24 protein-coding genes and 2 pseudogenes are annotated in these 23065 nt (G+C 69.0%); 8 read left to right on the top strand and 18 right to left on the bottom strand.

All coding sequences use genetic code 11. The features are described 5' to 3' along the window. Nucleotides 1-338: 338 nt before the first annotated feature. The 4 genes and pseudogenes from ACQP10_RS20375 to ACQP10_RS20390 form a co-directional block, all read right to left on the bottom strand. Nucleotides 339-3362, bottom strand: a complete 3024-nt coding sequence (locus ACQP10_RS20375) for a S8 family serine peptidase (protein WP_433539493.1) — start codon at nucleotides 3360-3362, stop codon at nucleotides 339-341. Nucleotides 3363-3647: 285 nt separating this feature from the next. After that, nucleotides 3648-3956, bottom strand: coding sequence for a hypothetical protein (locus ACQP10_RS20380; protein ID WP_433539494.1), 309 nt, complete (start codon nucleotides 3954-3956; stop codon nucleotides 3648-3650). Between the two features lie 282 nt (nucleotides 3957-4238). Then, on the bottom strand, nucleotides 4239-4634 hold the full coding sequence (locus ACQP10_RS20385; protein WP_433539495.1) for a hypothetical protein: 396 nt from the start codon (nucleotides 4632-4634) through the stop codon (nucleotides 4239-4241). A 33-nt stretch (nucleotides 4635-4667) separates the two neighbouring features. Then, nucleotides 4668-4778 (bottom strand): annotated as a pseudogene (locus ACQP10_RS20390) (IS5/IS1182 family transposase); the annotation flags it as partial. 34 nt (nucleotides 4779-4812) lie between these two features. On the opposite strand from ACQP10_RS20390, the gene ACQP10_RS20395 reads away from it, so the two are divergent. Further along, the gene (locus tag ACQP10_RS20395) at nucleotides 4813-5358 is read left to right on the top strand and encodes a GrpB family protein (protein ID WP_433539496.1); all 546 of its coding nucleotides are present in this window, start codon (nucleotides 4813-4815) and stop codon (nucleotides 5356-5358) included. A gap of 40 nt (nucleotides 5359-5398) precedes the next feature. Here ACQP10_RS20395 and ACQP10_RS20400 read toward each other — a convergent pair. Then, nucleotides 5399-6236 (bottom strand): IS5 family transposase gene (locus ACQP10_RS20400; RefSeq protein ID WP_399499141.1). Its coding sequence is split into 2 segments (ribosomal slippage): nucleotides 5399-5860 and nucleotides 5862-6236, totalling 837 coding nucleotides; the frame shifts between segments, so codons are not numbered across the junction. Nucleotides 6237-6318: 82 nt separating this feature from the next. Then, nucleotides 6319-7227, bottom strand: coding sequence for a transcriptional regulator CynR (cynR, locus tag ACQP10_RS20405; protein ID WP_346021169.1), 909 nt, complete (start codon nucleotides 7225-7227; stop codon nucleotides 6319-6321). 123 nt (nucleotides 7228-7350) lie between these two features. Here cynR and ACQP10_RS20410 point away from each other — a divergent pair, with 123 nt between their 5' ends. The 3 genes from ACQP10_RS20410 to ACQP10_RS20420 all read left to right on the top strand — a co-directional run bounded on the left by ACQP10_RS20410 (nucleotide 7351) and on the right by ACQP10_RS20420 (nucleotide 9137). Further along, nucleotides 7351-7938: a carbonic anhydrase gene (locus ACQP10_RS20410; protein WP_346021168.1), complete on the top strand. Its 588-nt coding sequence runs from the start codon at nucleotides 7351-7353 to the stop codon at nucleotides 7936-7938. Between the two features lie 87 nt (nucleotides 7939-8025). After that, entirely contained in the window at nucleotides 8026-8496 is a 471-nt protein-coding gene (cynS, locus tag ACQP10_RS20415; protein WP_346021167.1) for a cyanase, read from the top strand. Nucleotides 8497-8639: 143 nt separating this feature from the next. Continuing rightward, entirely contained in the window at nucleotides 8640-9137 is a 498-nt protein-coding gene (locus ACQP10_RS20420; protein WP_433539497.1) for a nucleoside deaminase, read from the top strand. 155 nt (nucleotides 9138-9292) lie between these two features. On the opposite strand, the gene ACQP10_RS20425 is transcribed toward ACQP10_RS20420, so the two are convergent. The 3 genes from ACQP10_RS20425 to ACQP10_RS20435 form a co-directional block, all read right to left on the bottom strand. Continuing rightward, nucleotides 9293-9607 (bottom strand): hypothetical protein, encoded by a 315-nt coding sequence (locus tag ACQP10_RS20425; RefSeq protein WP_346021165.1) that lies wholly within the window; start codon nucleotides 9605-9607, stop codon nucleotides 9293-9295. Next, a complete protein-coding gene (locus ACQP10_RS20430) occupies nucleotides 9607-9801 on the bottom strand; it encodes a hypothetical protein (protein WP_346021164.1) in 195 nt (64 codons plus the stop codon). The genes ACQP10_RS20425 and ACQP10_RS20430 overlap by 1 nt, the downstream gene beginning before the upstream one ends. A gap of 456 nt (nucleotides 9802-10257) precedes the next feature. Further along, nucleotides 10258-11022 (bottom strand): SDR family oxidoreductase, encoded by a 765-nt coding sequence (locus ACQP10_RS20435; RefSeq protein ID WP_433539498.1) that lies wholly within the window; start codon nucleotides 11020-11022, stop codon nucleotides 10258-10260. Between the two features lie 68 nt (nucleotides 11023-11090). Here ACQP10_RS20435 and ACQP10_RS20440 point away from each other — a divergent pair, with 68 nt between their 5' ends. Continuing rightward, entirely contained in the window at nucleotides 11091-11708 is a 618-nt protein-coding gene (locus ACQP10_RS20440; protein ID WP_433539499.1) for a TetR/AcrR family transcriptional regulator, read from the top strand. 990 nt (nucleotides 11709-12698) lie between these two features. Here ACQP10_RS20440 and ACQP10_RS20445 read toward each other — a convergent pair. The 9 genes and pseudogenes from ACQP10_RS20445 to ACQP10_RS20485 form a co-directional block, all read right to left on the bottom strand. Next, complete coding sequence (locus ACQP10_RS20445) at nucleotides 12699-13931, bottom strand: RNA polymerase sigma factor (protein WP_346021161.1); 1233 nt, start codon at nucleotides 13929-13931, stop codon at nucleotides 12699-12701. Then, nucleotides 13928-14251 carry a YciI family protein gene (locus ACQP10_RS20450; RefSeq protein WP_346021160.1) on the bottom strand — a complete coding sequence of 108 codons (324 nt, stop codon included), beginning with the start codon at nucleotides 14249-14251 and terminating at the stop codon, nucleotides 13928-13930. The genes ACQP10_RS20445 and ACQP10_RS20450 overlap by 4 nt, the downstream gene beginning before the upstream one ends. 53 nt (nucleotides 14252-14304) lie before the next feature. Next, nucleotides 14305-14913 carry a dihydrofolate reductase family protein gene (locus ACQP10_RS20455; protein ID WP_346021159.1) on the bottom strand — a complete coding sequence of 203 codons (609 nt, stop codon included), beginning with the start codon at nucleotides 14911-14913 and terminating at the stop codon, nucleotides 14305-14307. Nucleotides 14914-15609: 696 nt separating this feature from the next. Then, nucleotides 15610-16077: a hypothetical protein gene (locus ACQP10_RS20460; RefSeq protein WP_346021158.1), complete on the bottom strand. Its 468-nt coding sequence runs from the start codon at nucleotides 16075-16077 to the stop codon at nucleotides 15610-15612. A 154-nt stretch (nucleotides 16078-16231) separates the two neighbouring features. Beyond that, nucleotides 16232-16705, bottom strand: a pseudogene (locus ACQP10_RS20465) (NmrA family NAD(P)-binding protein); the annotation flags it as partial. Then, on the bottom strand, nucleotides 16618-16950 hold the full coding sequence (locus ACQP10_RS20470; protein WP_433541928.1) for an NmrA family NAD(P)-binding protein: 333 nt from the start codon (nucleotides 16948-16950) through the stop codon (nucleotides 16618-16620). The pseudogene ACQP10_RS20465 and the gene ACQP10_RS20470, both read right to left, overlap by 88 nt. Before the next feature lie 81 nt (nucleotides 16951-17031). Next, entirely contained in the window at nucleotides 17032-18492 is a 1461-nt protein-coding gene (locus ACQP10_RS20475) for an MDR family MFS transporter (RefSeq protein ID WP_433539500.1), read from the bottom strand. A gap of 82 nt (nucleotides 18493-18574) precedes the next feature. Further along, entirely contained in the window at nucleotides 18575-19225 is a 651-nt protein-coding gene (locus ACQP10_RS20480; RefSeq protein WP_346021156.1) for an LUD domain-containing protein, read from the bottom strand. Nucleotides 19226-19284: 59 nt separating this feature from the next. Further along, nucleotides 19285-19668 (bottom strand): DoxX family protein, encoded by a 384-nt coding sequence (locus ACQP10_RS20485; RefSeq protein WP_346021155.1) that lies wholly within the window; start codon nucleotides 19666-19668, stop codon nucleotides 19285-19287. Nucleotides 19669-19787: 119 nt separating this feature from the next. Between ACQP10_RS20485 and ACQP10_RS20490 the strand changes: the two genes are divergently transcribed. The 3 genes from ACQP10_RS20490 (at nucleotide 19788) to ACQP10_RS20500 (ending at nucleotide 22936) form a co-directional block, all read left to right on the top strand. Next, nucleotides 19788-20213 (top strand): MarR family winged helix-turn-helix transcriptional regulator, encoded by a 426-nt coding sequence (locus ACQP10_RS20490; protein WP_346021154.1) that lies wholly within the window; start codon nucleotides 19788-19790, stop codon nucleotides 20211-20213. 394 nt (nucleotides 20214-20607) lie between these two features. Then, nucleotides 20608-21426: a hypothetical protein gene (locus ACQP10_RS20495; RefSeq protein ID WP_346021153.1), complete on the top strand. Its 819-nt coding sequence runs from the start codon at nucleotides 20608-20610 to the stop codon at nucleotides 21424-21426. A 235-nt stretch (nucleotides 21427-21661) separates the two neighbouring features. Beyond that, a complete protein-coding gene (locus ACQP10_RS20500) occupies nucleotides 21662-22936 on the top strand; it encodes an MFS transporter (RefSeq protein ID WP_390005221.1) in 1275 nt (424 codons plus the stop codon). Nucleotides 22937-23065 lie beyond the last annotated feature (129 nt).

The raw sequence follows: 23065 nt of genomic DNA on the forward strand, positions 1-23065 counted from the left end.
CAGAGGGGAAGGCGCAAGCCAGGTGGGTCAGGTGGCGGCGGGTGGTGCCGGGGTCGAGGCGGCGGCGGGGCCGGAAGAGGTCTGCGGAGACGGGGCGGGGCGTGTGGGTGTGTTCGCCGGTGCGACCAGATCAGCATCAGGGGATGCGGCCGGCGGAGCGGACACCTTCGGTGCCGGCTCTGCCGGCCGCAGGATTTCACAGTCCATGTCTATGAACCGCGGCCCCTACCGATCTGCCGCTTCCCCACGTCGAAAATGATCCGGAGAAAGATCCGGTCCGCCCCCGCCAGGGTCGTTTTCGGCCCAGTATGTTCAGCGGACGAGTCGGGCCTGCGAGATCAGCCCGGGCCGATGGCGTAGGCTCGGATGATCGTCTGGGTCAGGGTGGTGCCGGACGTGCCGTTGACAGTAGCCCTCAGCGAGGCGAATCCGGGCGTGCGCGGGTTCGGTATCGTGGCGGTCCATCCCGTGGCGGTGCGCCGGGCCGGGACGGTACGCCAGCTCGTGCCGTCGTCGGAGGAGAGCTCTAGCTTGAGCGCGGAGGGAGCGCCCTCGACCCTGATGGGCAGTTCGGTTAGTGAACCGGGCCTGGCGCGGTTGAGGTCGTCGAGTCCGCTGGGCGCGTAGCGCACCGCCATCAGCGGTAGCGGCCGCTCCGTTTCTGTACGCGCCGACCGGAAGGTCCACACGCTTTCCACCGCCGTGGACAGCACGGAGTGGGGAACTTGCCTGCGTATGGACGCCCGCAACGTGTAGACGCTGGACTCCGCCGGCAGCGTGGCTTGGAAGCGGCAGCTTTCCCACTGGTCGAGCGCGCAGCCGGTGAGGGACGCCTCGGCGAGCACGTGCCCGTTCCGGCTGAGGGTGGCGGTGCCGGATGCCGCTGTGTCCGCTCCGACCCTGCCAGGGGCGGGGTCAGTGAACAGCCCGACGGTGGAGAAGGCCAGCGTGTCCCGGGTACGGCTGCCGCGGATCCCGGCGGTCGCGGGACCGGTCACCGCGGCGTTCCAGGTTTGCCGGGTACGCTGTCCGGGCTTCATGGCCTGGCCGCCGTCGGCGAGCGTGTACGTGCCGAGCTCGAGCATGCTGTCCCAAGTCAGGCCGGGTGTGCGGTAGTAGGTGAGCATGCCGGGCAGGTCCATGTCCTGCGCCGGCGAGACCAGAAACACCGGCCAGTCGTCACGGAAGCGCGGCCCGCTGAGGGGCAGGCCGGTGGCCGCCGTGGCGGACGCGCGGAAGGTCGAGCTCACCATGGCGAGGTCTTTCTGTCTGGCGGTGTAGGTGGGATCTTCAGGCAGACCGCCGGTGCGGTGGTCGGCCAGGTCGTACAGGTATGGGCTCGGCACGGCGTCCTTGCTGGACCAGATGGTCCGCAGCAGGTAGCGCAGGCCCTCCTGGCGTGCGGGGACGATGAAGAGCCTGGTGTTGGGGTCCTCGCTCGACAAGCTCGCGATGCCCCAGGCGCCGTGTGACAGGCTCAGCTCGTGACCGCGCCTGGGAGCCGCGCTCGGATCGTCCAGCGTGACCCGTACCGGATTTCCCTTGCGCGCGTCCACGACCACCTGCTGATCGCGATCGGCGATGCGCACCGCGGCGTGCGCGACGGTCTTGCCGTACGCCCGCTCGCTGAAGTCCGCGTAGACATTCCACTCGCCCACAGGCAGGCGGGCCTTGCCGACGCCGTCCTGGACGGCGAGTTCATGGACGGCGCCGGTCTTCGCGTCATACAGCTCGACGTACGGATGCGCGGGGTTGCCGTCCCTGCCGACGACGGTCACGGTGAGGTCGTACGACTCCGGCTCGACGTACGCGCCGGCCGACGTACGGATCACGCTCTGGCCGGACCTGGCGGTGACGACGCCGAAGTAGTCGCCCGGCGCTTTCCGGCTGGCATCGATGGTGAGGGTGAGCGACGCCTCGCCTTTCGCAGGCACCTCCAGCCGCTGGGTGAACAGCTTCAGCATCTCCCCTTCGGTGGTCAAGTCGACAGTGGCCGGGGTGTCCGCGGTGTTGGCGTAGGTGAGGGTCCTGGTGGCCACCCGCTCGCCCTGGCCGTTCCAGGGGAAGGCCGCCCACAGATCGTCCGGCAGGGCCACGATCTGCTGGTCGACGGCGCGGGCCACGTCCACCCGGCCACTGCCCTGCTGGTACGGCGTCGCACCGGCCGAGGGCGCGGCACTGCCGACGAGCGCCGCCTTGAGCTGCCGACCGCTCCATTCGGGGCGCTTCTGGGCCAGGATCGCGGCGGCTCCCGCCACATGCGGCGCGGCCATCGAGGTACCGCTGAGCGTCTGGTGGGCGCCGCCGGGTGCCGCGGCGACGATGTCCACGCCCGGCGCGGTGATGTCCGGCTTGATCGCGTGATCACCCTGCCGCGGTCCCTGGCTGGAGAAGTCGGCGATCCGGTCCGACCTGTCGACCGCGCCGACGGTGAGAGCGGCGTCGGCGCTGCCGGGGCTCGATACCGTGCCGGGCCGGCCGTTGTTGCCGGCAGAGACGACGAACAGCGTGCCCGTCCGCTCCGACAGGGAATTGACGGCCTCTTCCAGGGGGTCGAGCTCCAGCGTGTCGGGCCCGCCGATGCTCATGTTGACGATCTTGGCCTTGACCTCGAGGGCGGCCCATTCCATGCCCGCCAAGACGGCGGAGTCGGCGATGCCGTCGGCACCGCCGACCTTACCAATGGCCAGCTTGGCGTCGGGCGCCACGCCCCGGTACTTCTCCCCGGCTCCGGCGACGGTCGAGGCGACGTGGGTGCCATGGCCGAGGGTGTCGCGGCTGTCAGGGTCTTCGCTGAAGTTGCGTTCGTAGGCCACCGCTCCTTTCAGGTCTGGGTGGTCGGGGTCGTAACCTGAGTCGAGTACGGCCACGGTGACGCCCTTGCCGGTCAGGCCGCGCTCCCAAGCCGTGTTCGCTCCGATCTGCTTGACGCTCTGATCCAGGTCGAAGGAGCGGCGGCCGTCCAGCCAGAGTTTCGTGTTCCCCGTGCCCAGCGCGCGGGCGCCGCTGGTCAGGTCCTTCCACGTCCGGCCCGCGCTCTTCTTCGGCACGCGCAGCGTGGTCATGCCGGCTCCGGCCAGCCGCCGGGCCTGGAGGGCGGCCGCGGGCACCTGCGCCGACTGGGCGATCAGAGGGATGTCGGATCTGCGGGCATCGTCATAGCGCCAGGCCAGCAGCTGGGTGACATCGAACAACCGCCGGTCGAGCATGCCTCCGGCCACCAACGTCCGGGCGTCGGACGGAATCACGTACAGATGCCCTTGGCGCATCTGGCTGGTGAAGTCCACCTGCCGGCCGGGGCCGGGAACGACGCGGAAGCCGTTGCCGGCGACCATCACCCGGTCACCAGTGATCAGCGTCACACTGTTCGATGTGCCGGTGCTGGCGGGCGCGGCGGATGGGGGCATGGGGGCGGCAGCGGCCGCTCCCGCCAGCAAGGCGACCATGAGCGCATTGCGTAAGGTCATCGTGAGCCTCTCGGGGCCGGGAAGATTTCTGGCCCGTTGTCGCCCGCAGCTCCTGGATGGGTTCACGCACCGGGCTCGTGGCCGTCGAGAACTCGATTCGTCCCATCGGGAAACAGCAGGCATGACACAAACCCCACCGGAGGGATGATCGAGGCGGACGACGCTGAGCTCATCCGCCGGTCAATTGACGATCCGGAGCAGTTCGCCAGCGTGTTCGACCGGTATGTCGAGTAGATCCACCGGTATGTCGCGCGGCGGTTGGGCGTGCAGGTTGCCGACGATATCGTGGCGGAGACGTTCCTGGCCGCCTTCCGCCGTCGCGCCTCCTACGATCACGCGCAGCCGCCGGCCAGGCCGTGGCTGTACGGCATCGCGACCAACCTCATCGCCAGGCAGCGGCGCGGATGAGGAGCGATTCCTGCGGGCGCCGGCGCGTACCGGTGCGAAGCCGCCGCCTGAGCCGATGGCCGATGCGATGATCGAGCGCATGGCCGCGCAGGCTGAGGACCACCGGCTGGCAGGGGCGCTGACGGGCCTGACAAACGGTGATCGCGGCGTGCCGCTGCTGGTGGCGTTTCCTGCGCGAGTTCGCAGCTTCACCTGGCCTGACGGACAACGACGGCAGGCTGATCGTCGACCCCGGGCTCCAGCATCATGGCTCCATCCCAGCCGCTATGGTCGCGGTCTTCGCGACGCTCCTGATCGTTGCGGGCCTTGGGTTCGGCGTCGCTCAGGTGAGGCCAATCAACAAATCCTTACTAAGACGTCATCTCATTTGGTGAGGTGTCGTCGGATAAATGGTGCCGTTCCCAGGACGAGTGCGGCGAAGACGGTCAGTCGTTGAAGGCCAGGCTGGGTGGCGAAGCTGCTGTGCTGGATGCCGTAGACCGCGTACCAGTTGGCGGCGAGGTCGGTCGCCATGATGGCGCACGCGAGGTCGGTTCCTCGGCGTTCGCCCCTGATCAGGAACGCAGCGGCGAGCGTGTCAAAGAGCGCCAGCGACGACCAGTAGAGGTTGAGCCAGCTCGGTGCCCAGGCGTAGGGGTGCAGACCGTGGCTGAGAAGGTCGGCTACATGCGCGGAAGCGCCGACGAAGAGCAGCACGGCCGCGATTACGCAGACCGAAATGACCGCCCAGCGCGGGGTGTGGCGCATCCATCCGATCACGCTGTGGATCGTCCCATTTCCGGGCGCTGCCCGTCAGGCCACCAGCCTGCGATAGCAGATGAGAGCGGCTGCGATCCCGGCGAAGGCCGGGAAGTGCTCGGCCTTGCGCTCGTAGCGGCGGTGCAGGCGGCGGCAGCCGCACATCACGGTTGCGGCAAGCCCTGCAACACTTCTCAGCATGGGAGAGCCAGTCGAGATCATGCCTTACGACCCTGCATGGCCAGCCATGTTCGCCAAGTGGGGCACGCACCTACGTGTCGCCCTCGGTGATGCCGTGGCTCGTATCGACCACATCGGGTCCACCTCGGTGCCAGGACTGGCGGCCAAGCCGGTGATTGACATCCAGATCTCAGTGGCATCGCTGGAAGCGACGGATGCATTCCTGCGCCCGCTGACAGAGATGGGGCTCGTGTACCGGGCGGACAATCCCGAACGGACCAAACGATACTTCCGGGAACCTCCAGGTCAGCACCGGACCCACGTGCACGTGCGGCAAATGGGCAGCTTCTCACAGCAGTTCCCACTACTGTTTCGCGACTACCTCCGGTGCCACACGGCTGCCGCGAACGAGTACGCGGCAGCCAAGAAGCACTGCGCAGCCAAATTCCGCAACGACCGTCCCGCCTACGTCCAAGCAAAAGATGCCTTCGTATGGGACATCATCCGGCGCGCTGACGCCTGGGCCCAGCACGCCGGCTGGGCTCCCGGTCCCAGTGACGCCTGACCAAGCTTTCCGATCACAGTCGAAGCCAAGGCCGTCGGAGTCACGAGACAACCCTTACGGCAGGAGTCACCTCATTTGGTGAGTTGAGTCCGCGGTAGCAGATCAGGGTGCAGGCGATGCTGGTGAAGGCGAGGAAGTGCTCGGCCTTGCGTTCGTAGCGTCGGTGGAGTCGTCGGCAGCCGGCGAGCCAGGACATGGTTCGCTCGATGGTCCATCGGTGTCGTCCGAGTCGCTGGGAACTCTCGATGCCTTTACGGGCGATGCGGTGACGGATGCCTCGGCCGGAGAGCCATTGCCGCAGGTGGCGGTAGTCGTAGCCCTTGTCGGCGTGAAGCTTGCCGGGCTTGCGCCGGCGCCGGCCGCGGCGTGAACGGATCGGGGGTATGCCCTTCACCAGCGGGATCAGGGCCTGACTGTCGTGGAGGTTGGCGCCGGAGATCCCGGCGGAAATGGGCAGACCGGTCCGCTCAGTGATCAGATGGATCTTCGATCCGTACTTGCCCCCGGTCGACAGGATTCGGACCCGTCAGCTCCCCCTTTTTCATCGCCCGCACGCTGACCGGGTCGATCGCGCACCTCGACCAGTCCAACTCGCCCCGAGAGCCGAGCTCGTCGAGGACCAGGCGGTGCAGCTTGGCCCACACCCTGGCCTTCGACCACTCGGCGAACCGGCGGTGAGCCGTGGCCCGGGAAGGCCCGAATGATGCGGCAGGCAACTGCTGCCAGGTGCACCCGGAGGTGGCTACGAACACGATCGCCGCCAGCACCTCCCGATCGCCATGCCGACGCCGGCCCCCACCCTGAGGCCGCGAAGGAGCCTCCGGCACCACCCGCTGGAACAACTCCCACAGCTCATCCGGCACCAACCGCTCAACGATCCCCGCCACGGGCACAGCCCACCGAGCCAATTGAGATGGCTTCTAAGGACCGTTCGCGGGAGTCCCGCCTTGGGCAGGCGGTTCACGGAGGCGGGGTGTAGCCGCGGGTGCGGACGAGGTCATGGGTGAGGTGGATGAAGGCGCGCGTGGCGGCGCTTTGGTAGGCGTTCTCGCGGTGCAGGAGGGTGACGGTGCGGGTGGGCAGGGGTGGGTTCAGGGGGACGGGGGTGAGGTGGGGGTGGTCATGGGTGATGGCATCGGGCAGGACGGTGGCCAGGTGGGTGCGTTGGACGATTTCGGTGAGGGCCTGGATGGAGTTGGCTTCGACCGTGATGCGTGGGGTGGCCCGGTGGTGGGTGAAGTAGGCGTCGATGTGGCTGCGGGTGGCGAAGTCGCCGCTGAGCAGGGCGAGTTGTTCGTCCTTGAGGGCGTGGACCGGTAGGGGGTTGGGCATCGCTTGGACACGCGGGGTGCTGGTGACGAGGCTGAGGGTCTCGGTGAACAGGGCGGTGGCGATGACGCCGGGCAGGTGGGGGCCGGCGAAGGCGATGCCGAGGTCGAGGTCGTCGGCGAGCAGGGCCGCTTCGATGCGATCCTGGGTCGTCTCCGTCAGGGTGAGGTTGATGGCGGGGTGGCGGGTATGGAACTCGGCGGTGAGCGGGCCGACCAGGTAGGCGGTGAAGGTGGGTGTGACGCCCAGTCGCAGGTGGCCGCGGGAGAGGTCCTGGACGTCGTGGACGGCGCGTTCGGCGGCGGCCAGGTCGCGCAGTGCCCGCCGGGCGTGGTCGGTGTAGACGGCCCCGGCGTCGGTGAGCCGTACGGTGCGGCCGGTGCGGTCCAGCAGTTGTGCGCCCACCGTCCGTTCAAGCTGCCTGATCTGCTGGGAGAGCGTGGGCTGCGAGATGTGCAGTTCCTGGGCGGCGCGGGTGAAGTTGCCGTGTTCGGCCACGGCGAGCAGATAGCGCAGGTGACGCAGTTCGAGAACGGCCATGGGAAAACTATAGATGAAACCAATAGGCTTCAGGCCTAATGACTCTTGGACACTATAGGGACAGGTCATGCATGCTGGATGCCACCAGCCCGCAAGGGTCGGCCACCGCCGAAGGGAGTGACCATGCAGGACCTCGCCGAAGGCGTCGCCCGTTTCCAGCGGGACGTCTTCCCGGCCAAGGCGGAGCTCTTCGCCCGCCTGGCCACGCATCACACACCGCACACGCTGTTCATCGGCTGCTCCGACGCCCGCGTCGTCCCCGAGCTGATCACCGGCACCGAACCGGGTGACCTGTTCGTCATCCGCACCGCCGGCAACCTGGTGCCCGCCTACAGCTCCGAAGCCGACGGAGTGGCGGCGAGCATCGAGTACGCCGTCGCCGCACTGGGCGTGCAGGACATCGTCATCTGCGGCCACTCGGCGTGCGGCGCGATGACCGCGCTCGCCGAGGGGCACGACCTCAGCGGCGCCCCGACGGTCGCCGCCTGGCTGCGACACGCGGATGCCTCCCGGGCCCGCACCACCGCCCACGGTGACGTGCCTGCCCTGGTACGGCAGAACGTGCTCGCCCAGCTGGCGAACCTGGCCACCCACCCCTCGGTCGCCCGCGCCCTGGCGGAGGAGAAGGTCGCCCTGCACGGCTGGGTCTACGACATCCCCACCGGCCGCGTCGAGGACCTGACGGCCGCGGGCTCCGCGCTCACGGCCTGACCGTCCCGGCTTCGAGGTTCCCGCCCGCAACCGCCCGCCGGGAACCCGTATCCATCCGACACCACCTGAGAGAAGGACGTACCGATCATGGTGCACGCACAGTTCGACCCCACCGCCCGCCAGGCCCTGGCCGCCGCCGCCGTCGAGGCCAAGACCCGTAAGAACCTCTCCTGGCAGCAGATCGCCGACGCCTCCGGCCTGTCGGTGGCCTTCACCACCGCCGCCGTCCTCGGCCAGCACCCGCTGCCGGAAAGCTCCGCCAAAGCCGTGGCCGAGCTACTGGACCTGGACGAGGACGCGGTGATGCTGCTCCAGACGATCCCGGTCCGCGGCTCGATGCCGGACCGGATCCCGACCGACCCGACCATGTACCGCTTCTACGAAATTCTCCAGGTCTACGGCACGACCCTCAAAGCCCTGATCCACGAGCAGTTCGGTGACGGCATCATCTCCGCGATCAACTTCAAGCTCGACGTGAAGAAGGTCGCCGACCCCGAGGGCGGCGAGCGCGCCGTCATCACCCTGGACGGCAAGTACCTGCCGACCAAGCCCTTCTGACGACCCGCCACCGAGACGGCGCCGCACACGGACGGCAACGGGGCGGGCCGGAAACACCTTCCGGCCCGCCCCATCTCCCCCCGAACCCCGCGAAGCCGCCTGCCGGCGGCCCCGCACCCCCTTCCACCTTTGGAGGACCTTTCATGGACTTCGCCCAGCGCACCATCGACATTGCCCGCCAGAACGTCGCCGAGGGCGGCCGCCCGTTCGCGACCGTCATCGTCAAGAACGGCAAGATCCTCGCCGAGAGCCCCAACAAGGTCGCCCAGACAAGCGACCCCACCGCACACGCGGAAATCCTCGCGATCCGCGAGGCCTGCATGAAGCTGGGCACCGAGCACCTGACCGGCACCACCATCTACGTCCTCGCCCACCCCTGCCCGATGTGCCTGGGATCGCTGTACTACTGCTCGCCGGACGAGGTCGTCTTCCTCACCACCCGCGACGCCTACGAGCCCCACTACGTCGATGACCGCAAGTACTTCGAGCTCGACACTTTCTACGACGAGTTCGCCAAGCCCTGGCAGGAGCGCCGACTGCCGATGCGCTACGAGGAGCGCGAGGCCGCCGTCGAGGTGTACCGGTTCTGGCAGGAGCACAACGGCGGCGAGCGCCACGTCGCCGGTGCTCCCACCGCCTGAGCCTGCCGTACCCGATGTGATCGAGAAGGTGGCCTGGATCCACCTGGATGAGGGCCGGCTTCCTCCGCACCACCGAAGGGAGCCCTTACCCGACTTCACCGCGGAGGCGGCGCCGCCGGAGTGCAGCTCGTGCGCGCTGTGGGCGCTTGCCTGGCTTACGTCTGCAGAGAAGGGTTGGTCGGAATGCCCGCCATGGTCGCCCACCTGCTTATGGACGGCCACTGTGAACCCCACGCCTCCTGCTGCAGGACACCTTCGCGGGTGATCTGCAGCGTGCCCACGGCGTTGAACGCCTGAAACAGGTCACTGGCCAGGCGCGCGGTGACGGCGGCCAACGGCTGACCGTCGTCGGCGAGGTCGTCGAGGAGGAAGTCCGCTTGACCGCTCGCGTGCTCCTGGGCCCCAGCTCCGTAGACGCGGCTTCCAGCGCCGAAGTGACTGGGCAGATACAGCCTTGCCGGACGGGCCATCACGGTGAGGACGTCGCCCGCCAGATCCTCACCGCCTGGGCCGCCACGTACGACTGCGCCCACCCCGGGGCACTGACCGCTGTCGGCGTCCCTCCTGTCCGCGGGGCCGCGCTGCTTCGGCTGCCGTCCTGGGCGAGCCGGACCAGTTCCAGGGCGCCGTCGGCCCGGCCGAGGTACAGCAGTTGACGTGCCATCGACGCGAGGACGCTCGCACCGAGCGACGGTCCCCCGCAGGTTTCACCACCTGCAAGCCCAGCACGAAGTACTTCGTCTCCCCCAGCGGCGGCCGCCAGTCTGCACACATCCCCTTCCCTCAGTGGCTGGGTTTTGTCCGGAAGAGAGGGGGGGTATCCAAGGAAGACGCCTTTACAATGTAGATTCGAACGATTCGGATTCCCGCACTTCGGGAACCGTCCGTGGCGGACCTGTGTATGGCTCGCTGCGTGCGCGGCCCCGGCCGCCGCGGGCGTGAGTGTGCGTACGACCGGAATCGGCCGGCGACGAACACCGCCGCCGCACCGTGGCGGCGTGGCGCGGCGGTCGCGCGATCCCACGGGAGTGATCCCTGCGCATGCCGGGAGTCGGGACCGGCTTGTGCTCCACAGCCGCGGCCCGCCACGGCCAGGGGCCGCCGGCGACAGGGGTTCGCGTCATGTGCGCGGCCCCAGGAACAGGCCGCCGCTGGCGTCGATGACCTGGCCGGTGATCCAGCGGGCGGCGTCGGAGGCGAGGAACGCGACCACATCGGCGATGTCGCCGGCGTCGCCGAGGCGGTTGAGAGCCGTCGATCCGGCGATGAACGCGGCCAGGCCCGGTGCTTCGAAGACGGCCGCGTTGGCGGGCGTCCGGGTGGCGCCGGGGGCGACCGCGTTCACCGTGATCCCCCGGACTCCGAGTTCGTTGGCCAGGGTCAGGCTCATCGTCTCGATCGCACCCTTGGTCATGGCGAAGGACGTCTGGGCGGGGTTGGCCATGCGGGTCGCGACGGAGGAGATCGTGATGATGCGGCCGCCGTCGCACAGCAGGGGCAGCGCCCGCTGGATGATGAAGTACGGCGCCCGTACGTTCACCGCGAAGAGATGGTCGAACTCGGCTCGGGTCGTGGCGCCGAGCGGGCCGATGGGCTGAGCCGCCGCGTTGTTGACGACGATGTCGAGGGGCCGTCCGACCAGGCCCGCCTCGATTCCGGCGAAGAGCTTGTCGGCGTCGCCGTCGACGCCCAGTTCCGCCTGGACGGCGAGGGCGGTGCCGCCGGCGCGCTCGATCTCGCCGACCGTCGCCGTCGCGCCGTCCTCGTCCGTGCCGTAGTGCACGATCACCATCGCTCCCCTGACTGCCAGCCGGGTCGCGATCACCTGGCCGATGCCGCGCGAGGCTCCGGTCACCAGGGCCGTCCTGCCGGTCAGATCGTTCATGTCCAACGCTCCTTACTGTTAGTAACTACCTATTTGGTAGTCTCTATCACGGTGGTAGTGTCTACCACATGGCTGAGCGGCACTCAACCCTGCGAGCACGACGACGAGCCCAGACGCAGCGCACGATCCAGGCACACGCGATACGGCTGTTCAGCGAGCGCGGATACGACGCCACGACCATGAACGACGTCGCCGAGGCGGCCGGCGTGTCACCCATGACCGTCTACCGGCACTTCCCCACCAAGGAAGATCTCGTGCTGGTCGACCAGCACGGCGAGCTCATCGCCGAGCGGATCGCCGCCTCACCCGCCGGCCAGCCCCTGGTCCGCCGCATCGGCGGCGCGCTCGTCGACGCGGCCGCCGCCTTGACCGGCGACGACGTGGCGGCGGACCGGCGGTTTCTACTCGTCCGCCTTCAGCTCATGATCTCCACGCCCGCGCTGCGGGCCAGGCATCTGGACAACCAGTACGCCCTCCAGCAGGCCATCATCGGCGCCCTGGAGGGCGATGCCGCCGACCCCGACGCGGCGTTCCAGGCCCAGGCGGCGGCCAGCGCCTGTCTGGCCGCCCTGCACACGGCGATGGTGCGCTGGGCCGAGGACGACGGGCGGACCGATCTGCCCCACCTGATCGGCAAAGCCTTCGCGGCCGTCTTCGGCGACGACGTCCTCGGACCCGCACGATGACCGGCCGCGCGTCGCCGGAGGCGGTGGAGCGGCATCGCGCGGCCCTGCTCCCCACGGGAAGCCCCGGGCTCGGTGACGCGCAAGCAGCCCAGGCTCCTCAACTCCTGGGGAGCTCTCGGCAGGGACCACTTGGCGGGTCGGTCTCAGCGGGTAGCTGATGTCCCGGTCGAAGGTGATCTCGCGCAGGATCGTGGTCGGCCGCCCGTCCCGCGCGCGCCAGATGAACGTGTGTGGAGACCGGTTCGCCCTTACCGGGCGGCCTCAACGCTCCGATGTGATGGCTAGCCAGGCCGCCACTTCGGAGACCGCCTGCCTGGCGGTGGCACCGGCAGCGGTGAGCAGGACGAGGCCGATCGTGCGCAGCAATCGTCTGCGTCGTGGCGGTGCCGGGGAGATGTTCGGTGGCGGGTCTGGTGGCGAGGGTTGCGTAGGTTCGGGCGCGGGGGCTGCTGGCGCGGCGGGCGTTGGGGTCCGGGTTGAGGCCAGGGCCGCGCCCGCTACAGCGGATGCGACGATCGCGGCCATTGTTAAGACTGCGCGGGCCCCCCGGGAAGATCTGACCGCCGCTCCCCTACTGGAGCGCTTCGCGGTGACGGCTCGGGCGGGAATCCGTCACTTCGCGGTGAATGCTCCTGCTGAGGGTTCTTCCATAACCTCGGTACCGGTAGGCATCGTGTTCACCGTGCTCGCCGCTCTCTCGGGGATGGAGCGGGTACATCCGCGACCGCACCCTGGAAGGCAAGAAGAAGGGCCGACACCCCTCACCCGCGACCGTCCTGCGGATGCTCCGTGAACACGACGAATCGCAGGACACGCTTACCAACCCTGACCGTCTGAGCTGCGGTTACCTTGTAATTTCGCGCCCGCCGCAGCTTCGGGAGTCCGGGGCCCCGTTGCTCGGCGAGGGGGTTGGCGTCTGAACATGTCAATGATGCAGCGCTCCGCGGCGCCTTTCATCGCTGTGTCAGGTGCGCCCTTCAAGCGCGGGCGCTACTGCAGTTGGGCGCGGCGGCGGGTGAGGTAGGCGGTCTCGCCGGTGTTGCCGGCCAGCTCGATGGCCCGGTCGTAGGCCGCGCGTGACCGCTGACTTCGGCCCAGCCGGCGCAGCAGGTCGGCGCGGGTGGCGTGGTAGGCGTGGTAGCCGGCCAACGCCTCGGCGAGGCGGTCAACGATGGCCAGTGCCACCTGCGGCCCGTCGAGTTCGGCCACGGCGATGGCCCGGTTGAGGGCGATGATCGGCGAGGGGTCGAGGCGGACGAGCTGGTCGTAGAGGGCAAGGACCTGCGACCAGTCGGTGTCGCGGATGTCGCGGGCGGAGGTGTGCACCGCGTTGATCGCCGCGAGAATCTGGTAGCGGCCCGGAGCCACCCCTGCGGCGGCAGCGGCCAGGCGCTCGCGCACCAGCCGATGACCTTCGGCGATCAGTTCCGCGTCCCAGGCGCCGCGGTCCTGCTCGGCCAGGGGGACCAGTTCGCCGCCGGCCGAGACCCGGGCGGTGCGGCGGGCCTCAGTGAGCAGCATCAGCGCCAGCAGCCCGGCCACTTCTCCGTCCTGCGGCAGGAGCGTGCGGATCAGGCGGGTGAGCCGGATCGCCTCGGTGGTCAGGTCGTGTCGTACGGGATCGGTGTCGGGGCCGCTGGCCAGGTAACCCTCGTTGAAGACGAGGAACAGGACGGCCAGGACGCCGGAGACACGAGCCGGCAGATCGTCGGCGGACGGCATCCGATAGGGGATGCGGGCCGCCTTGATCTTTGCCTTCGCGCGGGTGATGCGCCGCTCCATGGTGGTCCCCTGCACCAGGAAGGCGCGGGCGATCTCGGGCACGGTCAGACCGCCGACCATGCGCAGGGTCAGCGCCACGCGCGCTTCCATCGCCAGCGCCGGGTGACAGCAGGTGAAGATCAGCCGGAGCCGGTCGTCATCGATGGCGCCAACAGGCTCGGGCGGGTCGTCGCACGTCATCTGAGCCTCCCGGTGCTTGTCGTCGCGCTTGTTCTCACGCCGGATCCGGTCGATGGCCTTGCGGTTGGCGGTCATGGTCAGCCAGGCGCCGGGATTGGGCGGCACGCCGTCGGCCGGCCACCGCTCCACGGCGGTCGCGAACGCCTCGGCAGCCGCCTCCTCGGCGATGTCGAGGTCACCGAAACGCCTGGTCAGGGCGGCCACCACCCGCGCCCACTCGCCGTGGTGGGCCCGGGTGATCGCCTCCTCGGCGTCGCTCACAGGAACGGCCGCACCTCGATCTTCCGATCGCAGACCTTCGACGCCTCGGCGGCGAGCTTGAGCGCCACATCCAGATCGGGGGCCTCCCACACCCAGACGCCGGCGAGATACTCCTTCGACTCCACGAAAGGCCCGTCGCTGAACACCGCCTGCTCGCCCCGGTTGTCGATGACCGTGGCCGCGTCGGTGTCCGCGAGTCCACCCGAGAAGACCCAGTAGCCCTCGGCGATCAGTCGTTCGTTGAACGCGCTGATGGCAGGCTGCCTGTCCGTGCTGCCGGGATTGCTCTTGTCATCGATCACGGAAACCAGATACTGCATCTGAAGATCATCTCCTGTGGTGTCAAGACAGCGTGGTTCGGTGGTCAGGGACTTCAGGTCGTTACATACTGAGGGCGCCCGGCCGGCCGGTAGACCTGGACCGTCACGCCCTTCGAGTCGGTCCGCGACTCGACCAGGTCGAGCGCAAGGTCCGGGCCGGTCTCCGGGAACAGTCTCGCGCCCTGGCCGAGGATCACCGGGATCACGATCAGAGTCATCTCGTCGACCAGGTCGTTCTCCAGCAGCCACCGGGTCAGGATGCCACTGCCGTGCACCTGCAGCTCACCCCCGGGCTTGGCCTTCAGTTCACCGATGGCCGCCGCGAGGTCACCGCGGAGAACGGTCGTGTCCTCCCAACGCGGCGCGGTGAGCGTGGTCGAGGCAACGTACTTGGGGGCCTCGTTCAAGGCCACGCCGATGGGATGTGCGCGCATCTGGTCGATTGATCCCCAGGAGCCGGCGAACAGCTCGTAGGTGTGCCGGCCGAACAGGAACGCCTCGGCGCGCTGGTAGGTCTGCGTGATGAACGTCCTGGTCTCGTCGTCACCCTTCCCCCGGGCCCATCCGCCGCGCTCGAATCCGTTCCTGCGGTCATCCGACGCGGCGCCGTTTCCCTGCATCACTCCATCGATGGTGACCTGAGTCATGGTCGTCAGCTTCATGATCGCGGTTCCTTCGCCTTGGCGCCGCCCCCCTTGCGGGCGGCCTCACCCCTGCTACGAACACCACCACCCCGATCCGACACCGCCTCCCGGATTTCTTTGCGGAATTTTCCGGGACGCCGGTCGTCGGCGATCCGACGGCACGGCGGTGTCGCGGCGACCGCGCTCCACTTCCTCGAGCACGCCCAGTGCGGACAAGCTCGTGGACCAGGTCGATCGCGAAGATCCTGATGCGGATGGGCGGTCCACTCGATCCACGTCATCCCAGGCCGTCCCTCGCCTCGATCCCGGCGTCCGGACACCGAAAACCGTAGCGGTGATCAACCCCGCCGAACGGCCGTGCTCATCAAGCCGCGACCAAACCCAGGCGGAGAGTCACATCATCCGACAAAAACCCTCTGAGCAGCACCTCAACACCCCACTGTCTCTTTCTCCCGTACTTGATCTGCCTCCTGCGAGGAGGCGAGCAGCGTGACCAGGACCCACTCCCCCGGTACGGCATCGACGCCGACCAGTACGGCGACGCCCTGGCGGAGGCCAGGCCGACCGGCAGAGCGAGCGAGGAAGAGATCCGCGAGTCGGTTCCCAGCGTTCATGTCGATGCCGCCCTGCCGGACGACGGCGTGGTGGGGACCCTTCCTGGGCAGGGGCGGGCGTTCTCCCATGGCTGCCGGCTGAGCGCGCCCGCACCGAACGTCAACGTGTGCGCCCGTCGGAGAGGTCGCTTTCGCGGACCCAGCCGCCGGGGATCAGCAGGGCAAGCCGGTCCTCAAGGAATTGTGCGCAGGCCCGCGCCACAGCTTCGGGGAGCACGTCCAGCCGCCCCTGGCGGAGGTCACGGTTCAGGTTGAGCAGGAGGCCGGGCCGGGGCAGGAGCTCGTCAGGGTCGTCGATATGGTCCAGGTAGGCCCGCACCAGATTCGTCAGCTCGTCTTCGAACCGGTCGGCCCGGCCCAGGCGAAGGAGACTGTCGATCGCGTACTGCCAGGCGACGAGGTAACGCCAGTCCTTGTCGTCCCGGGCGAAGGACGCGCGGTCCAGAATCTCGAAGTGGTGCATCACCGAGGCGTGGTCACCCTTCTCGTGGCAGAGGATGACGGCGGCGAGCGCGGCGAAGCCGAACAGGCTGATCAGCAGCGGCAGCCGGAACCCCGCGCCGCCCAACCTGATCAGGGCTCCGACAACAAGGCACTGGTGGCGCCGCTGGGCGGGGGGACAGCGGTCTGAGGCCGTCTCAGATCGCGGGGCTGGGCTACGGCTCCGGCCGGGCCGGCTTGTACGGGCACCCCGTACAAGACCCTGCCGACGTGCGGACGGTTCAGGCGCCTTCACCGTATGATGCGGGCGCCGGCTGCCGGCCGGTACGGCGCAGCCGGCCCTCCAGCCTCGCCACCTGCGGGTACAACCGGCACAGCGCCGGGATGCCGGCCTGGAAACCCTTGTTCTCGAAGAACTCGTACATGTGGGCGAGATCCTCGCTGTAGGCGCGGACCTGCTCGATGTACTGCACTTCGTAGCGCGCCGGAATGCCGGTGACCTTGGTGAAGGCCTCCACGATCTCGGTCATGGTCAGCTCGTCACCGGCGAGGGGAATCCGGCGGCCGACGAGCTTCTCCGGCTGAGAGAAGGCCAGCGCGGTGAACGCGCCGATGTCGTCCACCGCGATCAGCTGCGGTTTCGTGTCCGGCCGCACCGGCCGGCTCATCACGATCGTGTTGTCGACGAGTGGCGGCGCCGCGTAGGTGCTGAAGTTGTCGATGAAGGACACCAGCCGCAGCATCGTCGCCGGGAGGCCGAGGAGGCGATGTACTCTTCACCGCGGTACTTGCTTTCGAAGTGGGGAACGCCGCTGTCCCGTTCCGCACCGTCGATCGAATCGAAGTCGGCGCGCAGAAGTTCGGCGCCCGCCGCGTGCAGCGCGACGGCGGCGGGCTTGCCGGGGTCGCGGACGAGCGCGGGCACACGCCGGCCGCCTGCGGTGAGCAGGTGACGGGCGACGGCGCCGCCCTGCTGTCCGGTGGCTTCGGTGACCAGGATGGTTCAGGTGTCAGGCATGATCGGCTCCCTGGCCGTGGTGGAAAGGGTGGGTCGATGGAGTCCCTGGCTTACGCGCGATGCTTACTGCCGAGGCGCCTGCGCTGATCGGTTTTTCATCCCTGTCGGAACCGGGCGCATGGTGGTGATGGCGTCGCTGTCACGCACGCGCAGCGCGATGAGGAAACCGATCAGCGCGAGTGCGGTGGTGAGGAGGAAGACGTCGTGGTAGGCGGCGAAGAGCGCTTCCTGCCTGTCCGCGAGATCGGCGCCGCGATCGCCTGGGCCGGCGAGCCTGGCGTCCGTGCGCGTGGTGAGCAACGTGGCGACCGCGGCGACGCCGGCGGCGCTGGCGACCTGCCGGGTGGTGGAGAACACCGACGAGGCTCGCGCGATCGCCGCGGGGGCGACCGCGGCGAAGCTGGCCGCCTGCAGAGAGATGACCGTCAGCGCCATCCCCGCGCCCAGGGCGGCCAGTGACAGCCTGACCACCCACAAGGTGGTCCCGGGACCGACCGTGATCAGCACCGCCTGGGCGGCGGCGATGACGCCGAACCCTGTCGTGAGCAGGCGGCGAGGGCCGATTCTCGGGTACAGGCGACCGGCCAGCGGGAGAAAGGCCATCATGCCCAGTGCCTGGAACATGGTGACCAGGCCGGAGTCTGTCGCGTCGACGCCCATCTGATATTGCAGAAGCAGCGGCACCAGGAACAACACGCCCATCAGCGCTCCCGACGCCGGAAGCATCAGCAGGTTGCCTGTTCTGAACAGCCGTTCCTTCAGCAGGCGAAGGTCGATCATGGGCTCGCTGCGGGCCAGCTCGATCACGACGAACACGGCCGCCAGCGCCAGCCCAGCGGCCAGCGGCACGAGCACCGGAGCGGTGCCCCAGCCCTCGCGCGCGCCAGCGTCGAGACCGAGCAGCAGTAGCGCGAGCGCGGCGCCGCCGGACAGGAACCCGGCGATGTCGAAGCGGCCAGGATGGTCCGCGCGTTCCTCACGAAGGGCCACCAGCGTGAAAAGCAGGCCGAGCACGCCGATCGGCACCTTGAGGAAGAAGATCCATCGCCAGCTGATGTTGTCGACCATCCATCCGCCGAGCACCGGACCGAAGGCCGGGGCGATGGTGGTCGGAACGGACAGCACCGCCGATGCCCTCGCCCGCTCAGCCGGCGGGAAGGCCCGGAACAACATCGCGGTACCGACCGGGGTCAGCAACCCGCCGCCGACGCCTTGGACGACCCTGGCCACGATCAGCTCGCCGAGCGAACCGGCGATCCCGCCCCAGGCCGAGGCGGCGGTGAAGACCGCGAGCGCGAACAGGAAGGTGCGCTTGGTGCCGAACCGGTCGGCGACCCAGCCGGAGGCGGGGATGAACACCGCCATGCTGACCAGATAACCGGTGACCAGCCACTGCAGCGTCTCGGTCCCGACCCCGAAGTGCTGGCCGAGTGCGGGCAATGCGGTGTTCAGCACCGTCATGTCGAGGATCTCCATGAACAGCCCGAACACGAACGCGGTGGCGACCAGCCACTTGTACGGCACACGCCTCACCACGGTGTGGCTCCTGCCCGTCCACGCGTCGAACTCATGACCTCAGCCGAGAGGATCGAATCGAGCATCGGAGTCAGAAGCCGATGGATTCCCGGACGAGGACCACGGTGCCTCGATCGGGAAACATCTCGCGGTCGATGATGAGGATCTTGGAGAGCAGAGCCGGCGTACCGTAGGCCTGGCGAGCGCGGGCGTCCTCGCGCGGGTAGGCGTAGGTCTCGATGCGGCGCAGCGCCGTGTCGAGGTCGGGCACGATCTTCTGGGAACCGATGATCCAGAAGGTCCGGCCCGCGCCGAAGCTGTAGGCGCCGAGCTGGCTGCCGCTGCCTGAGGCGGTCAGCAGCCGCCCGTCCTCGGTCACCGCGTGCACGCTCCCGACGACCACGTCGGGGGCGGCGCCGAGGGTACGCATCTCATCGAATCGCCCCTCTTCGCGCAGCCGCATGAGCTTGGGGCGCACGGCGTCGAACCGGCCGGAGGCGTTGATGTCATCGTCCAGGCCGGAGATACGGAGAGTTTCGCTGGAGACGGTGAGGACGCTCCGATCGGTGGGCAGCAGCCGATTGGCCACGGCACGTGCGTCGGCTGCGGTGTCGACGATCTCGACGGCGTGGCCCTTCTCCCGCAGGGCGGCCGCGGTCCGCTGGAGCTGGTCTTCCGTGGCGGGCTGCTGGAAGCGGGTGTCGATGGGAAGGCCGGCTTCGGTCGTGGTGTGAGTGGTCATGGGGATGTTCTTTCTCGTGTCGGGGTGGGTCGGGCCGGCGGGCTGTGCCGGGTTGTGTTTCAGAGGCCGGCCAGCCCGAGGCCGAGCGTGATCGCGCTGAGGATCAGCAGGACCAGCGAGGGCAGGGTGCGCTTGGCGTCGTCGCGGGCCCTGACATGGGCGGCGACGGCTCCGGCCATGAGGAGCGCCAGTCCGGTCGCGGCCGCGATCCCGAGGACCGTGATCCACAGCCCGATGATCAGCCCGATGGCTCCGAGGATCTCCAGGGCGCCGATGACGCGTGTGAATCCGGCTGACACGCCGAGCCTGCCGAGCTCGGCCGCCATTTCGTCCTTGCCGGAGAGCTTCGGGAAGCCGGCCCCGGCGAAGGCCAGGGTCAGCAGGAGGGACAGGGCGACGGTGGCGATGAACATGGACACCAGCTCCTCACGTAGAACGTTCAACAGTTCAGCAAATGAAATATGTTCTACCAGAAGTTATCGCGTCGATGTGAGGGGGGTCAGAGCTCACGGAAGACATGAGATGGTTCAATGGCTGAAACAGTGCAGGCGGCAGGGGAGTCGTGACGGAGCTATACACCGATTGGCCGGACCCCGAGGGCCAGGAGATCGTGGAACGTCTGTTCGCCGCGGATGCGGCTCTACGGGCGCACTTCGAGAAGACCGCCGCCGCGGTCGAGCTGACCGTCCCGCAGGCTCACACTCTGGTCCAGCTCGGCCAACCCCTGCGTATGGGCCAGATTGCCGGCCAGCTGCACTGCGAACCCTCCCACGTCACCGGCATCGCCGACACTCTCGAACGGGGCGGTTTCGTGCGGAGGGAACCGGACCCGGATGACCGCAGGGCCAAGCGGCTCGTACTCACGGCGTCAGGGGAGGAACTTCGGAGCCGCCTCCTGGCCCGGCTGTTCGAGAAAGCGCCGATCATCTCGGTGCTCGACGCCGACCAGCGGACCGTACTACTGTCGCTGCTCCGCCTGGCGCAATAGGCGGTCAGCTCCGCGTTCCAGTTGTCCAGCCGCAGGGCACGGCATCAGCGTTCGGCCCGGTCGTAGGCGAACCGCAGGCCCGCAGCGCCGCCCGCCTCGATGAACAACCGCACGAAATCCCCGACGGTCCCCTTGCGCGGATTCGATATCGGCGCACGGCATCTGAGCCCGGCGGCCGCCAGGTGAACACGCCGGCCCCGCCGGCCGGTGGCACGACTCCACCGTCGGAGCGAAGGGCCGCCCGGCCCAGGCGCCGGCGCCTGCCGCAGGACTCGTCACAGGAACCTCTCGACGAGAATTCCACTCCTTCCTGGAATACCCCCGGAGGGTATATGGTTGTGACCATCGTCCAGAGCGGACAACGCCACAGCGCATCACCCCGAGGAGACACGCCATGAAGAACCACACCGGCCATGACGACCACGGCGCCCACGGCGGAGGCCAGCCCGGCGGGCTGTCGGTCTCGGCGAACGGGTACACCCTCGAAATCGACTCCGCGATCCTCGCCGCCGGCGCGCGGCAGCCCGTCGGGTTCAGGGTGATCGGCCCCGACGGGCAGCCGGTGACCGAGTTCGTCGCCGAGCATGAGAAGGACCTGCACTTCATCGCCGTCCGGCGGGACACGGCCGGGTTCCAGCATGTGCACCCGGTGCGGGACGAGAAGGGCAGCTGGAGCACCGAGCTGGACCTGGAACCCGGGGACTGGCGGTTCTTCACCGACATCCACCCGGTCGGCCATGACGGGACCCTGACGCTGGGGATCGACGTCGCGGTCGCCGGACCGTACGACCCCTGGCCGCTCCCCGAGGCGACGCGTACCGCGCGGATCGGCGAGTACAGCGTCGCCCTCGACGGCACGCTGGTGCCGGGCGAGGCGAGCGAGCTGACCCTCACCGTCAGCCGGAACGACCGGCCCGTCACCGACCTGGAGCCCTATCTGGCCGCCTACGGACACCTCGTGGCCCTGCGCGTCGGCGACCTGGGCTACCTCCACGTCCACCCGGAGGGCCACCCCGGCGACGGCGCCACCGCCCCCGGGCCCGACATCAGGCTCGTCGCGGTCGCGCCCTCGGCCGGCACCTACCGCCTCTACCTGGACTTCCAGCACGAGGGCATCGTCCGGACCGCCGAGTTCACGGTGCACACCACCGAAGCCGCGCCCGCACACGGCGACCACCACGGACACGACCACGGGCACCACGCACACCACTGACCTGCCCGACAGAACCCGTCACCGCCGACTTCCCGCCCCGAGAAGGAGCGTCATGAGCCGCCCGACCCGCCCCGCACCCCACTTCCTTGCAGCCCGGGCCCCGCAGGAATGCGGACCGTGCCCCCACACCTCAAAGAGCGACACCCATGCCTGAGAACTCCCCCGCCTGTACTCGCGGGGCGCGGCCCCCGCCCCGGGGCCGCGCCCCGCCGCATGGACACGGAAGGAACCCGCCATGCGACTGTTCGGCATCCGCGACTACCGTCATCTGTTCGGTGCCCAGGTCATCGCCCTGTTCGGGACCGGGCTGACCACGGTGGCCCTCGGTCTCCTCGCCTACGACCTCGCCGGTCCACGCGCCGGCGCAGTGCTCAGTACGGCCCTGACCATCAAGATGGTCATGTATGTGGCCATCGCGCCCCTGGCCGCCGCGTACGTCGACCGGCTCCCCAGAAGAACCTTCCTCTTCCTCCTCGACGCGATCCGCGGCGCGGTGGTGCTGGCCCTGCCGCTGGTCACCGAGGTCTGGCACATCTACGTGCTCATCGGCCTGCTCCAGGCCGCCTCCGCGGCGTTCACCCCGACGTTCCAGGCGGTCATCCCCGACATCGTCACCGACGAGGCCGCCTACACGCGCGCCCTGTCCGCCTCCCAGGTCGCCTCCACCATGGAGAGCCTGCTCAGCCCCGTCCTCGCGGCCGTCGCCCTGACGTTCATGAGCTTCGACCGGCTGTTCCTGGGCACCTCCGCCGGATTCCTCCTCTCCGCCGCGCTCGTTCTGTCGACACGCATCCCCGACGCCCGCCCCAGCGGCCGCACCAAGGCGTGGGACAAGGCGTCGGCCGGGATCAGGACGTTCCTCAGGACACCCCGGCTGCGTGGCGTCATGGCACTCAACCTCGTGGTCGCGGCGGCCGGATCGATCGTCGTCGTCAACACCGTCAACCACGTCCGCGACGAACTCGGCGGCACGCAGTCGGACGTCGCCTGGATGCTCGCCGCCTCCGGTACCGGCACCCTCCTGGCCGCCCTCGCCCTGCCCCGCGTCCTCGACCGGGTCACCGCCCGCACCGTCATGACGACCGGCGCCGCAGTCCTCGCCGGCTCCACGGTCGCCGCCGTCACGCTCACCACGACCGATCTCCTCACCTGGACAGGCACGGCGATCGTCTGGAGCGTGATCGGCGTCGGCATGGCGCTGGTCATCACACCGACCGGTAAGGTCCTGCGCGCCTCCGTGGCAAGGAACGCGATCCCCGAGGCGTTCGCGGCCCAGTTCTCCCTGTCACACCTGGCCTGGCTGATCACCTACCCCATCGCGGGATGGCTCGGCAGCAGCGCGGGCTTCACCCTCACCTGGTCCGTCCTCGCGGTCCTCGCCGGGACAGGGGCGATCGGCGCCCTCCTCCTGTGGCCGCGCCACGACGGACGAGGAACCCCGACCGGCCTCACAGCACCCACCCGGCACACCCCCATCCCAGACCGGTCCGCCCTGACCAGGGCCGCGTGAAGCAACCCGCACGACACTCCGGCCAGGGATCCCGCAGAGAACACACCCGCGACCAGGCGGCGGCGCCGTCCACGCTCCTCCTGTCGTCAAAGATCGTTTGACGACAGGAGGCCGGCGCGTCCAATGAGC

The organism is Streptosporangium sandarakinum, from assembly GCF_050942225.1.
Lineage (GTDB): Bacteria > Actinomycetota > Actinomycetes > Streptosporangiales > Streptosporangiaceae > Streptosporangium > Streptosporangium nondiastaticum.

Coding starts and splice junctions, on each gene's coding strand:
- ACQP10_RS20380 (WP_433539494.1), bottom strand. CDS start 3,956: ATGCGCTCGATCATCGCATCGGCCATCGGCTCAGGCGGCGGCTTCGCA.
- ACQP10_RS20395 (WP_433539496.1), top strand. CDS start 4,813: ATGGGAGAGCCAGTCGAGATCATGCCTTACGACCCTGCATGGCCAGCC.
- cynR (WP_346021169.1), bottom strand. CDS start 7,227: ATGGCCGTTCTCGAACTGCGTCACCTGCGCTATCTGCTCGCCGTGGCC.
- ACQP10_RS20410 (WP_346021168.1), top strand. CDS start 7,351: ATGCAGGACCTCGCCGAAGGCGTCGCCCGTTTCCAGCGGGACGTCTTC.
- cynS (WP_346021167.1), top strand. CDS start 8,026: ATGGTGCACGCACAGTTCGACCCCACCGCCCGCCAGGCCCTGGCCGCC.
- ACQP10_RS20420 (WP_433539497.1), top strand. CDS start 8,640: ATGGACTTCGCCCAGCGCACCATCGACATTGCCCGCCAGAACGTCGCC.
- ACQP10_RS20425 (WP_346021165.1), bottom strand. CDS start 9,607: ATGGCCCGTCCGGCAAGGCTGTATCTGCCCAGTCACTTCGGCGCTGGA.
- ACQP10_RS20430 (WP_346021164.1), bottom strand. CDS start 9,801: ATGGCACGTCAACTGCTGTACCTCGGCCGGGCCGACGGCGCCCTGGAA.
- ACQP10_RS20435 (WP_433539498.1), bottom strand. CDS start 11,022: ATGAACGATCTGACCGGCAGGACGGCCCTGGTGACCGGAGCCTCGCGC.
- ACQP10_RS20440 (WP_433539499.1), top strand. CDS start 11,091: ATGGCTGAGCGGCACTCAACCCTGCGAGCACGACGACGAGCCCAGACG.
- ACQP10_RS20450 (WP_346021160.1), bottom strand. CDS start 14,251: ATGCAGTATCTGGTTTCCGTGATCGATGACAAGAGCAATCCCGGCAGC.
- ACQP10_RS20455 (WP_346021159.1), bottom strand. CDS start 14,913: ATGAAGCTGACGACCATGACTCAGGTCACCATCGATGGAGTGATGCAG.
- ACQP10_RS20480 (WP_346021156.1), bottom strand. CDS start 19,225: ATGACCACTCACACCACGACCGAAGCCGGCCTTCCCATCGACACCCGC.
- ACQP10_RS20495 (WP_346021153.1), top strand. CDS start 20,608: ATGAAGAACCACACCGGCCATGACGACCACGGCGCCCACGGCGGAGGC.
- ACQP10_RS20500 (WP_390005221.1), top strand. CDS start 21,662: ATGCGACTGTTCGGCATCCGCGACTACCGTCATCTGTTCGGTGCCCAG.